Source organism: Streptomyces sp. NPDC058697 (assembly GCF_042715345.1).
Lineage (GTDB): Bacteria > Actinomycetota > Actinomycetes > Streptomycetales > Streptomycetaceae > Streptomyces > Streptomyces liliifuscus.
The window spans coordinates 15300-27543 of sequence record NZ_JBHXSU010000017.1; the positions used below are offsets into that span (position 1 = coordinate 15300).

The window sequence follows — 12244 nt, forward strand, 5'->3', positions numbered from 1 at the left end:
GCGCGTGCCTGGGGGTGAGGCGATCCATGACCGACGCCGCTGTTGAGCTCGACAGCCGTCCCACGAAGATCATGTACGTGGCCGAGGCCACCGCACACGGGGGCCGCGAAGGGTATGTGACCAGCCAGGACGGCCAGCTGGAGCTGAAGGTCGCGATGCCTCCGGCCCTGGGCGGCGACGGTGACGGCACCAACCCGGAGCAGCTGTTCGCGGCCGGCTTCAGCTCCTGCTTCCACAACGCGCTGGTCCTGGTCGGCCGCCGCGAGGGCCTCGACCTGACCGGTTCGACGGTCGCGGCGAAGGTCGGGATCGGCCCCAACAAGCAGCGCGGTTACGGCCTCGCGGTCGCCCTCAGCGTCTCGCTGCCGGTCCTCGACCAGGAGGTCGCGTCCAAGCTCGTGGACGCCGCCCACCAGGTCTGCCCGTACTCGAACGCGACCCGCGGCAACATCGAGGTCACGATTCTGCTGGGCTGACGCGGCACCGGAATCGCGGGCGGTGGGTGGGTGTTGCATCCACTGGCTGTGGAGCGAACGGAACGGAGCACGGACGTGGACGTGAACGGCACTGTGGCCGAGGGCTTCGAGCCGGTCGGGGAAGCGTTCGTACGGAACTTCGAGGTGCTCGGGGAGCGGGGCGCGGCCGTCGCCGTGTACCGGGACGGACGCCGGGTCGTGGACCTGTGGGCCGGCACGAAGGACGTCGACGGTACGAAGGATGTCGACGGCAGGGCGGATTCGGCGCCCTGGGAGCGTGGCACCGCCCAGATCATGCGCTCGGCCACCAAGGGCGTTGCCGCGGCCGCACTCCTTCTGCTGCACCAGCGGGGGCTGCTGGACCTGGACGCTCCGGTGGGCGAGTACTGGCCCGAGTTCAAGGCGGCGGGCAAGGAGCGGGTGCTGGTGCGGCACGTGCTGTCGCACCGGGCCGGGGTGCCGGTCCTGGATCTGCCGCTGACGCCCGAGGAGGCGCTGGACCCCCTGCGCGGTGCCGAGGCGGTCGCGCGCCAGGGTCTCGTGTGGGAGCCGGGCACCGATCACGGCTATCACGCGCTGACGTACGGCTGGCTGGTCGGGGAGTTGGTGCGGCGCGTCACGGGCCGTGGTGTCGGGGACTGGATCGCCGAGGAGATCGCCGGGCCGGTGGGCGCGGATCTGTGGGTCGGGCTGCCCGCCGCGGAGGCCGGCCGGGTGGGTGTGGCCGGCCGGGTGGAGGCGCCGGGGAACGCCGGGGGTCTGCGGTCGCGTCCGAAGCGGTCGGTCGCCGAGGCCTACGACGATCCGGCCTCGCTCACGCTTCGGGCCTTCGCCGCGATCACGCCGTTCCCCGACCAGAACGACCCGGCGTATCGGGCGGCCGCGCTGCCCGCGACGAACGGGATCGCGACGGCGGAGGGGCTGGCCCGGTTCTACGCCTCGCTGATCGGTGAAGTGGGCGGCGGGCCGCGGCTGTTCACGCCCGGGACGCTGGCGGCGGCCCGCGCGGAGGAGTCCGCCGGGCCGGACCGGGTCCTGGTGATCAACACCCGCTTCGGCCTGGGCTACATGCTCCATGGCTCGGCCTCCCCCTTCCTGGACGCCGGTTCCTTCGGCCACCCGGGCCGCGGCGGCTCCCTCGGCTTCGCCGACCCCGAGTCGGGCATCGCCTTCGGCTACGTCACGAACGGCTTCACGAAGACGGTGACGGCGGATCCCCGAGCCCAGGCCCTGGTACGGGCGCTTCGCGCCGCGTTGTAGTCGGGGGTGCCTCGGGCGGTTCCGTGTCGGGTGCGGGCGAGTTGTGGCTGATCGCGCAGTTCCCCGCGCCCCTGGGTGTGTGGGGGCTGATGTTGTGGATCCGCTGCCGGCCGTATTGGGCTTGGCGCGCAGTTCCCCGCGCCCCTAAAAGACTCGGGGCGCAGCCCCGTCTTTTAGGGGCGCGGGGAACTGCGCGAGCAACCCCCACCGGCCTGCGGTGAATTGAGAACGCCAGCCCCCCGCCCCGCCAGGGGCGCGGGGAACTGCGCGAACAACCCCCACCGGCCCGCAGCCAACCAAGAACGCCAGACACCCGCCCCCTCAGGGGCCCACCGGGCCGCAGGTTCAGGCGGCGTGGAGCATCAGGCCGATGCCCACCACCAGCAACCCCGCCGCGGCGATGCGCGGTGCGCCGAACCGTTCCTTGAAGAAGACCGCTCCTATGGCCGCGCCGACGATGATGGACGATTCCCGGAGCGCCGCGATCGGCGCCAGCTCCGCCTTGGTCTGGGCCCAGAGGACCAGCCCGTACGCCGCGACGGACAGAGCCGCGCCCAGGAGGCCGACGGCCGCGAACGGGCGTAGGACGGTGAGCAGTTCGCCGCGCCAGCGGTACAGCGCGTACGCGGGGACAGCCACGCCCTCCACCGCCATCAGCCAGGCGATGTAGGAGAGGGAGGAACCGGCGGCGCGTACGCCCAGGCCGTCGACGACGGTGTACGCGGCGATCGACAGGCCCGTCGCCAACGCGGCGCCGATCGCCGCCCAGTTGGGCCGGCGTCCGCGCAGGCCCCACAGCGCGACGCCGGTCAGTCCGGCGCAGGACACCGCGATGCCGGCCGCCGCCCACCCGTCGGGCACCTCGTGTGCGAAGACGGCGGCCAGCGCGGTCACGACCAGCGGAGCGGTGCCGCGCGCGATCGGGTACGCCTGCCCGAAGTCGCCGAGCCGGAAGGACTTCATCAGCAGCACGTAGTACACGACGTGGATCACCGCCGAGGCGATCAGATACGGCCACGCCCCCGCCGCCGGGAACGGCACGAACGGCACCATCGCCAGTCCGATCAGCATCCCGCCGCCCGCGATCAGCGTGAAGCCGACCAGCTTGTCGGTGATCCGGTGGGCGATGGCGTTCCAGCTGGCGTGCGTGACCGCGGCGAGCAGGACGGCGGCGGTGACCAGCGGCGTCACGCGGTCTGCTCGCGGACGTCCACCAGTGTGGCGCCCGCGTGGGCGATCAGGGTCTTCGGGTCCATGGGGAACACGGTGTGCGGGGTGCCCGCGGCGGCCCACACCGTGTCGTGGTCCAGCAGCGAGCGGTCCGCCAGGACCCGGGTCCTGGTGCGGTGTCCGAAGGGCGGTACGCCACCGATCGCGTACCCCGTGGTCTCCCTGACCAGTTCCGCCTTGGCCCGGGTGACCTTCGCGGCGCCCAGCTCCCGGCGGACGAGTTCGACGTCCACCCGGGACGATCCGTCCATCAGGACCAGGACCGGCACACCGTCCGCCGCGAAGATCAGCGACTTGCAGATCTCGCTCAGCTCGCACCCGATCGCCTCGGCGGCCTCGACCGCCGTACGGGCGGCGTCCGGGAAGCGGCGGATCCGCGGGTGCAGATCGTCGAGACCCAGCTCGCTCAGGGCTTCGGCGAAACGGGGGTGTGCTCCGGACTCTTCAGCTGCGCTCGTCGTCATGCAGGGCACGCTAGCGGTGGGTGTACGGGACACGCGAACGAGTTCCACGGCGGCGCACACCCCCGCCTCCGCGCGCCCCCGCAAGCCCCCGCGCTCACGTCACCCGTCGCGCCCTGCCGCCGTGCCGTCGAGCCCCGCGGCGGTGACGATGGAACCGCCGTGTGCGAGGAAGCGCCGCGCGTGAAGAGAGGCCTCCCCCATGTCCCGCTATGTGTTCGACAACAGCGCCGGCCAGGCCCAGGGCCGTTTCTTCGCGCTGGAGTCCTGTTACGACCCGTTCTCCCGACGCCAGGTGGAGCTGACCGGGCTCACCCGGGGCTGGCGGTGCCTGGAGGTCGGCGGCGGGGGCGGTTCGCTGGGCGACTGGCTCGGCGAGCAGGTCGGCCCGGACGGCGAGGTCACCATCACGGACCTCGACCTGCGGTGGGCCGAGTCCCGCCCCCGGCCACCGCACGTACGCCTCCTGCGGCACGACATCGTCCAGGACCCACTGCCCGGCGACGGCTACGACCTGGTGCACGCCCGGCTGGTGCTGCAGCATCTGCCGGAGCGGCTGGACGTCCTGGCGCGGCTCGCGGGGGCGCTGCGGCCGGGCGGTTGGCTGCTGCTGGAGGAGTTCGACACCAGCTGGATCCCCGTGCTGGCCGCCCCCGACGAGGAGGCGGCCGCCCTCTTCGAACGCGTCCACACCGCCCTGCGGGTCCAGCTGGAGAAGACGGGCCTCGACCCGGTGTGGGGCCGCCGTGTGCCCGGCGCGATGCTGGGTGCCGGTCTCGCGGACGTCACGGCGACGACGTACGCGGAGTCGTGGGCGGGCGGCGGTACGGGCATCGGCCTGCACCGGGTCAACGCGCAGCAGATGGCCGACCGGCTGCGGGAGGAGGGCCTCACGGACGCCGAACTGGACCGCTTCCAGGCCCTGACGGCGGACCCGGCGTTCGTGGTCAACTCCCTGCCGCTGGTCAGCACCCGGGGCCGCCGCCCCTAGGGCCTGGCCGGGGGAAGAAACTGTCAGACAGGCCCCCGGCTCAGTCGCTGAACGTCACGTCCTTCGTCTCGACCACCCCGGCCTTGCGCTCCGGTGCCGACTGCTCCTGCCAGTACAGGTTCGTGTGCGCGATGACCTGCTCCGGCGGCGGGGCACCCCACTGGCTCAGGTCCTCCGTCGTGTGGGCGTCGCCGACCAGCGTCACGTCGTAGCCCCGGACGAACGCTCCGTGGATCGTGGACCGGATGCAGGCGTCCGTCTGGGCGCCGGTGACCACCAGGTGTCCGACGCCGGCCCCGGCCAGGACCTCCTCCAGGTCGGTGCCCTCGAAGGAGTCGCCGTACGTCTTGTGCACCAGCGGTTCCGATTCCCGGCGGGGCAGCTCGGGAACGTACTCCCAGTCCTCGCTGCCCTTCTCCAGGCCCTCGTCGGAGTGCTGGACCCAGACGACCGGGGCGCCCTGGGCGCGTGCCGTGTCGACGAGGGCGGCGATGTTCGCGACCACCGTGTCGCGAAGGTGGGCCCCGGCCACGACGCCGTTCTGGACGTCTATCACCATCAGGGCCGTGCGGGGTCGTTCGGAGAAAGTCGTCATGCCCTCACGCTAGACCGCGCCACTGACAACCGCCCCGGCCGAGCGTGCCGCGTACGCCCACGGCACACATGGAGCCGGTGAGGGCCGCCCGTCCCCACGGAGCCCTCACCGGCTGGTTCTTCACAGGAGCCGACGCGTCAGACGCGTACCAACTCCCGGTCCTCGTCGGAGCCCGAGCCCTTCGCCGGGTGGTCGTGGGCCCGCAGGCCCTCGCCCTCGACGTCGACGTTCGGCAGGGCGCGGTCCAGCCACTTCGGCAGCCACCAGGCCTTCTTGCCGAGCAGCGCCAGGACCGCCGGGACGATCGCCATGCGGACGACGAAGGCGTCGAAGAAGACGGCGATCGCGAGACCGAAGCCGATCATCTTGATCATGGACTCGCCGGAGCTGATGAAGCCTCCGAAGACGGCCATCATGATGATCGCGGCGGCGACCACGACCCGGGCGCTGTGCCGGAAGCCGGTCACCACGGCCTGGCTCGGCGTCTCGCCGTGGACGTACGCCTCCCGCATACGGGTCACGAGGAACACCTCGTAGTCCATCGCGAGACCGAAGACCACGCCCACCATGAAGATCGGCATCATCGACATGATCGGGCCGGTCTCCTCGACACCGATCAGGCCGGAGAACCAGCCCCACTGGAAGACCGCGACCACTGCGCCGAGCGCGGCGAGCACGCTGAGCAGGAAGCCGAGGGCCGCCTTCAGCGGGACCAGGATGGAGCGGAAGACCACGATCAGGAGCAGGAAGGCGAGACCGACCACCAGTGCCAGGTACGGGACCAGCGCGTCGTTGAGCTTCTGCGAGAAGTCGATGTTCATCGCGGTCGTGCCGGTGACCAGCACCTCCGCGTCCGTGTCGGCCTTGAACTCGGAACCCTTGTCACGGATGGCGTGGACCAGGTCCTCGGTCTGTGTCGAGGACGGCTTGGAGTTCGGGATCACGGTGATCGTCGCGGTGTCGCCGGCCTTGTTGGGCGCCGGCGGGGTGACCGTCACGACGTCCTTGAGGCCCTTGATGCCGTCGGCCACGTCACCGAAGGCGGCCGTCGGGTCGTCGCTGTTCTTGGCGTCGACCACGATCATGAGCGGGCCGTTGAAGCCGGGGCCGAAGCCCTCGGACAGCGTGTCGTACGCCCGGCGCTGGGTCGTGGACGTCGGCTGCGAGCCGTCGTCGGGCAGGCCCAGTTCCAGCTGGGTGGCGGGGAGGGCGATCGCGCCCAGACCTACCACGCCGAGCACCAGCACGGCGACCGGACGGCGGATGACGAAGCTCGCCCAGCGGGTGCCCATGTTGGGCTTGGCCTGCTTCTCGGACGTGGTCTGCTTCCCGGGCGTGGCGGCGTCGGACGCCTTGCGCCTCTTCTCGCCGGCCGGCCTGATCTTCCTGCCCGCGTATCCGAGCATCGCCGGGATCATGGTCAGCGCGATGAGGACGGCGATCACGACCGTGCCCGCCGCCGCGAGGCCCATCTTGGTCAGCATCGGGACGTTGACGACCGCGAGGCCCGCGAGGGCGATCACGACCGTGAGACCCGCGAAGACCACCGCCGAGCCGGCGGTGCCGGTGGCGCGGCCCGCGGCCTCCTCGCGGTCCCGGCCCTCGGCCAGTTCGTTCCGGTAGCGGGAGACGATGAACAGCGCGTAGTCGATGCCGACCGCGAGGCCGATCATCAGGGCGAGCGTGGAGGTGGTGTCGCCGAGGTCGAGCGCCTTGGCGAGGGCGGTGATGGTCGAGACGCCGATGCCCACGCCGATGATCGCCGTCAGCAGCGGCAGTCCGGCCGCGACCATCGAGCCCAGGGTGATGACGAGGACGACCGCGGCGATGGCGATGCCGACGATCTCACCGGCCGCTCCCGGTTCGGCGCCGGCCTCCAGCGCGTCACCTCCGACGTCGACGGTCAGCCCGGCGGCCCGGGCGTCGTCACCGGCGGCCTCCAGGGACTCCCTGGTCGAGTCCGCCAGCTCCATGCCGGGGACCTCGTACTTCACCGACGTGTAGGCGACGGAGCCGTCCTTGCTCACGGCGTTCGTCGTGAACGGGTCGGTGACGGAGACGACTTCGGTGCCGCCGCCCAGCTCCTTGACGGTCTTCGCGACGGTCGCCCTGTTGTCGGCGTCCGTCATCTTCTGGCCGTCGGGCGCCTTGAAGACGATGCGTCCGGTGGCTCCGTCGGCGCTGGCGCCGGGGAACCGCTGTTCCAGCAGGTCGAAGGCCTTCTGCGCCTCGGTGCCGGGGATCGAGAAGGAGGTGGTTCCGGCGGCGGGTGCGCTCGCCGCTCCGACGCCCGCGAGCGTCAGCAGCGCCACCCATATGAGTGCGACGAAATGCCGTCGCCGGAAGGCGAGTCGGCCGAGGTTATAGAGGAACGTGGCCACGAGGGCGTACTCCCGGTCAGGTCGGTGATGGCAGGGCGTGAGTCATCGGCCCGACGACGTGAGCGGTCGCGTCAGGTGCAACTGGGGTCGTGCGTGAGGGGGTTGAGCCTCGGGGCGGGAGGCTCGGGGAGTCGAGGGGCGGATCAGGCGCTGAGGGCGGGGATCACCACAGCGTCGATGTACGAGGAGACGAAGGCCTGCGTCGGTGGTGTTTCGTCGATCAGCGAGCGCGCCGCGAAGGCGCCGATGATCATGTGCAGCAGGTATTCGATCGCGGGGTTGTCCGGACGGACCTCGCCGCGGTCGACGGCACGCTGCACCACCTGACGCATCTCCCCCAGCTCCGGCTCGATCAGCCATTCGCGGAGGGCGGCCAGCAGCTCGGGGTTCGTGTGAGCCGCGGTGCCGAGGACTCGCATCAGCGCGGAGTCCTGTTCCATCTGACAGTCGTCCTGGCGCTGTGTGAGCGCCTGGAAGTCGCCTCGCAGGGATCCGGTGTCGATGGCCGCGGGATCGACCGGCTTGTGATGCCGGATCGCCCTCGCGACCAGTTCGGCCTTGCCGCCCCACTGGCGGTAGAGCGTGGCCTTGCTGGACCGGGTGCGGGTGGCGACCGCGTCCATGGTCAGGGAGTCGTAACCGACCTCCCGGAGCAGGTCGAGCACGGCCTCGTAGAGCTCGGCCTCGCGCTCGGGCGTGATCCGGCTGCGACGCGTCGTTGCTGTCTCAGCCATGCCACTCACCATTCCCGCTCGAACGAAACTGTCTCGTACTCCTATGAAGGTACCCCATCCCCAAGCGAAACGAAACCGTTTCGTACGTGTGCTGCGTCACGGATTCTCACCGGCCTCTCACTCATCTCTGGCCGACCTCTCACCGGCGCCCCCACCGACGCCCTCCCCCCGGCCGCGGCTCGCCCGTTCCGTCGGACCACGAGTTGCCGGGCCCCGCCCGCCGGAAAAGCATGGGTGGGTGAGCGACGAGTACGAGAACGCGACCGGAGACGGGCCCCCGGCAGGAGAGGCCGCGGACCGCGGGGCGACCGGGGAGGGCAACGGCTCCGCCGCGTACCTGCGCTTCCCGCACCTCAGCGGCGACCGCCTGTGCTTCGCGGCCGAGGACGACCTGTGGGTGGCCCCCCTCGACGCCCCCGGCCGCGCCTGGCGGCTGACGGTCGACCGTACGAAGGTGAGCCACCCGCGCTTCTCGCCCGACGGCCGGCACCTCGCGTACACGACCTGGCGCAACCTCGTGCCGGAGATCCATCTGGCGCCGGTGGACGGCGGCCCGGCCCGGCGGCTCACCTACTGGGGGAACGCCGACACCCAGGTCTGCGGCTGGTCCCCCGACGGCGACATCCTCGCCGTCGCCTCGCACGGCGAGCCCTTCTCGTACTTCACCTGGGCCTACAGCGTGCCGGTCGACGGCTGCCCCGGCGGCAAGCTCCCGTGGGGCCCGGTCTCCCACATCGCGGTCGAGGACTTCGCGGGCGAGCGCCTGACCCTGCTGCTCACCGGCACGCCCCCGCACGAGCCCGCCGCGTGGAAGCGCTACCGCGGCGGTGCCACCGGCCGGCTCTGGCTGCACGGGCGGCGCATCCTCGCCGATCTCGACGGACACCTGGACTCGCCGATGTTCGTCGGCGGCCGCATCGCCTTCCTCTCCGACCACGAGGGCATCGGCAACCTCTACTCCTGTCTGCACGACGGCTCCGGCCTGCGCCGCCACACCGACCACGACACCTTCTACGCCCGGCACGCCTCCAGCGACGGAACCCGGGTCGTCTACCAGTGTGCGGGCGACCTGTGGATCGTCGACGACCTGTCCCCCGAATCGCTCCCCCGCCGCCTCGACGTACGCCTCGGCGGGCCGCGCACCGGACGCCGTACGTACCAGGTGCCGGCCGCGCAGCACGTCGACGGGATCTCCGTGGACGACACGGGCCGGGCCAGCGCGGTCGTCGTACGCGGCAGCCTGTACTGGCTCACGCACCGCGACGGCCCGGCGCGCACGATCGCGGACACCCCGGGCGTCCGCGCCCGGCTGCCCGAGATGCTCGGCTCGGGCGGGCAGGTCGCGTACGTGACGGACGCGGAGGGCGAGGACGCCGTCGAGATCGCCTATCTGCCGCGCGCCAGCGGCGAGCGCGAGCCGCGCCGGCTGGCCTCCGGCGAACTGGGCCGCGTACTGGAACTCGTCTCGGACCCGAAGGGCGAGCGCCTGGCGATCGCGTCGAACGACGGCCGCCTGCTGCTGCTCGACGCGACGGAGGAGTCCGGCCCCGGGGACACATCCCGGACGGGATCGGAGTCGGAGTCGGAGTCGGGCGAGGTCACCGAGCTCATCCGGTCCATCAACGGGCCGGTGCGCGATCTGGCCTTCTCCCCGGACGGGGCCTGGCTGACCTGGTCGCACCCGGGCATCGGCCGCACCCTGCGCCAGATCAAGATGGCCCGGATCGAGGGGCCCGGCGCGCGCACGATCGTCGACGTCACCAACGGCCGCTTCGAGGACGAGAACCCGGTCTTCACCCGGGACGGCCGCTTCCTCGCCTTCCTCTCCTGGCGCGGCTTCGACCCGGTGTACGACGTCCACACCGGCGACCTCTCCTTCCCGCTGGGCTGCCGCCCGTACCTCGTACCCCTGTCCTCGGCGACCCCGTCCCCGTTCGCGGTGAACCCGGAGGGCCGCCCGGCCGCGGGCGGTCTGGATCCGGTCGAGGACGAAACCGGCGACGGCACGGTGACCGTCGAGATCGAGGGACTTGAGAGCCGGGTGACCCCCTTCCCGGTCACGGCGTCCAAGTACTCGGCGCTGTACCCGGTCGCGGGCGGCGGCCTGGTCTGGCTGCGCTGGCCGATCTCGGGCGCGCTCGGCGAGACGTTCGCGAACCCGGACGACACGAGCGGCCGTCCGACCCTGGAGTACTTCAACATCACCAAGGCGAAGAAATCCGAACTCGTCGAGCACCTCGACTGGTTCGCGCTGAGCGGCGACGGCAGCAGGCTGGTCGTGGTCGACGAGGGCGACCTGCGCGCGGTCCCCTCCACGGAGTCCGGCGACGGCGACACGACCGTCTGGATCGACCTGCGCCGCATCCTCCACGAGGTGGACCCGGCCGCGGAGTGGCGCCAGGCGTACGCCGAGGCGGGCCGTCTCATCCGCGCCTACTTCTGGGCCCCCGACATGTGCGGCATCGACTGGGACGGGATCCTGGAGCAGTACCGCCCGCTCGTCGAACGGGTCGCCTCCCCCGACGAGTTCGCCGACCTGCTCCGCGAAGTGCTCGGCGAACTGGGCACCTCGCACGCGTACGTCACCGCCGCCCGCCGCAACGAGGGCCCGCCCCACTATCAGCGGGCGCAGGGCCTCCTCGGCGCCAACTTCGCACGGCGCGAGGAGGGTTGGCTCGTCCGGCGCATCCTCCCCGGTGACTCCTCCGACTCCAAGGCCCGTTCACCGCTGGCCGGTACGGGCATCCGCGAGGGCGCGGTCCTCACCCACGTGGACGGCCGCCCGGTGAACCCCGTCGCGGGCCCCTTCCCCCTCCTCGCGGGCGCGGGCGGCACGACGGTCGAGCTGACGTTCACCCCGGCGGAGGGCGAGGGCCGCTCACGCCGGGTCGCGGTGGTCCCCCTGGTCGACGAACGCCCGCTGCGCTACCAGGACTGGGTCGCCAAACGCCGTGAGGTCGTACGGGAGTTGAGCGGCGGCCGCTGCGGCTATCTGCACATCCCGGACATGGGCGGCTCGGGCTGGGCCCAGTTCAACCGCGACCTGCGCATGGAGGTGTCACGGCCGGCCCTCATCGTCGACGTACGCGGCAACGCCGGCGGCCACATCAGCGAGCTGGTCGTGGAGAAACTCACCCGCACGATCCTGGGCTGGGACCTGACCCGCAACGCCCAGCCGGTGTCGTACGCGTCCAACGCCCCGCGGGGCCCGGTGGTGGCCCTGGCCGACGAAATGACGTCCTCGGACGGCGACATGATCACGGCCGCCTTCAAACTCCTTAAGCTGGGCCCGGTGGTGGGCCAGCGCACCTGGGGCGGAGTCGTCGGCATGACCGGCCGCCACCGCCTGGGCGACGGCACGGTCATCACGGTCCCCATGAACGCCGCCTGGTTCGACGCGTACGGCTGGTCCATCGAGAACCAGGGCGTCACCCCCGACCTCGAAATCCTCCGCACCCCCCTCGACTGGGCAGAAGGCCGCCACGCCCAACTCGACGACGCAGTCCAACTGGCCCTGGACCTCCTATCCCTACACCCCGCAGCAACTCCACCGACCCACGAACCCACCCCAACGAGAACCCGCCCAAAGCTCCCACCGAGATCTGGATAGAGCAGGGGCGCCGGCGTTCCTTCTTCACGAGGGGGCGCACCCAAGTCTCCTAGGGGCGCGGGGGGTTCCTTATTCTCCGGGGCCCACCCAAGTCTTTTAGGGGCGCGGGGGGTCCTGATCCTCTGGGGCCCACCCAAGTCTTTTAGGGGCGCGGGGAACTGCGCGACCAGCCACAACGAACCCGCACCCAACAACGAAGCCCGCCAAACACAAAAGCGTGGGGCACCCTCCCAAAGAAGGGCACCCCACACTCAGCACACTCGATCAGATGTCGTAGTCCTGATCGAACCGCTCGCGCTCATCGCGCGAAGCCCGCTGCGCCTCATCCGGCGTCCGCCGCCCCGGCTCCTGCCGCTCCCGCTCACGCGGCTCACGCGGCTCGCGGGGCACACGCGGCTGCTGCCCGCGCTCTCGCTCCTCGTCCCGGCCCTGGCCGGCACGCTCACGCGCCTGCTCGTTGAGCTGGTCGGCCTTGTCCTGGAACTGGTCCTTCATGCCCATGAGAT

Annotated in this window: 10 protein-coding genes; 4 read left to right on the forward strand and 6 right to left on the reverse strand. The window is 71.5% G+C overall.

Annotation, left to right across the window (positions count from 1 at the left end):
• The first annotated feature begins 26 nt into the window (after window positions 1–26).
• Window positions 27–476, forward strand: coding sequence for an organic hydroperoxide resistance protein (locus tag ACFWXQ_RS32050; RefSeq protein ID WP_383955072.1), 450 nt, complete (start codon window positions 27–29; stop codon window positions 474–476).
• 75 nt (window positions 477–551) lie between these two features.
• Entirely contained in the window at window positions 552–1736 is a 1185-nt protein-coding gene (locus ACFWXQ_RS32055) for a serine hydrolase domain-containing protein (RefSeq protein ID WP_383955084.1), read from the forward strand.
• A gap of 345 nt (window positions 1737–2081) precedes the next feature.
• Here ACFWXQ_RS32055 and ACFWXQ_RS32060 read toward each other — a convergent pair whose 3' ends face one another.
• Window positions 2082–2927: an EamA family transporter gene (locus tag ACFWXQ_RS32060; RefSeq protein ID WP_383941543.1), complete on the reverse strand. Its 846-nt coding sequence runs from the start codon at window positions 2925–2927 to the stop codon at window positions 2082–2084.
• The gene (locus ACFWXQ_RS32065) at window positions 2924–3430 is read right to left on the reverse strand and encodes a YbaK/EbsC family protein (RefSeq protein WP_383941545.1); all 507 of its coding nucleotides are present in this window, start codon (window positions 3428–3430) and stop codon (window positions 2924–2926) included. The genes ACFWXQ_RS32060 and ACFWXQ_RS32065 overlap by 4 nt, the downstream gene beginning before the upstream one ends.
• Window positions 3431–3629: 199 nt before the next feature.
• Here ACFWXQ_RS32065 and ACFWXQ_RS32070 point away from each other — a divergent pair, with 199 nt between their 5' ends.
• Window positions 3630–4418 carry a class I SAM-dependent methyltransferase gene (locus ACFWXQ_RS32070; protein WP_383941548.1) on the forward strand — a complete coding sequence of 263 codons (789 nt, stop codon included), beginning with the start codon at window positions 3630–3632 and terminating at the stop codon, window positions 4416–4418.
• A 40-nt stretch (window positions 4419–4458) separates the two neighbouring features.
• Here ACFWXQ_RS32070 and ACFWXQ_RS32075 read toward each other — a convergent pair whose 3' ends face one another.
• From ACFWXQ_RS32075 to ACFWXQ_RS32085, 3 genes are all read right to left on the reverse strand, one after another.
• On the reverse strand, window positions 4459–5013 hold the full coding sequence (locus ACFWXQ_RS32075) for a cysteine hydrolase family protein (RefSeq protein ID WP_383941551.1): 555 nt from the start codon (window positions 5011–5013) through the stop codon (window positions 4459–4461).
• Between the two features lie 137 nt (window positions 5014–5150).
• Window positions 5151–7394, reverse strand: coding sequence for an MMPL family transporter (locus ACFWXQ_RS32080; protein ID WP_383941554.1), 2244 nt, complete (start codon window positions 7392–7394; stop codon window positions 5151–5153).
• A gap of 143 nt (window positions 7395–7537) precedes the next feature.
• Window positions 7538–8128 (reverse strand): TetR/AcrR family transcriptional regulator, encoded by a 591-nt coding sequence (locus ACFWXQ_RS32085; RefSeq protein WP_383941557.1) that lies wholly within the window; start codon window positions 8126–8128, stop codon window positions 7538–7540.
• 337 nt (window positions 8129–8465) lie between these two features.
• Here ACFWXQ_RS32085 and ACFWXQ_RS32090 point away from each other — a divergent pair, with 337 nt between their 5' ends.
• Entirely contained in the window at window positions 8466–11738 is a 3273-nt protein-coding gene (locus tag ACFWXQ_RS32090) for a S41 family peptidase (protein ID WP_383941635.1), read from the forward strand.
• A 264-nt stretch (window positions 11739–12002) separates the two neighbouring features.
• On the opposite strand, the gene ACFWXQ_RS32095 is transcribed toward ACFWXQ_RS32090, so the two are convergent.
• A complete protein-coding gene (locus tag ACFWXQ_RS32095; protein ID WP_386269717.1) occupies window positions 12003–12233 on the reverse strand; it encodes a hypothetical protein in 231 nt (76 codons plus the stop codon).
• Window positions 12234–12244: the final 11 nt, after the last annotated feature.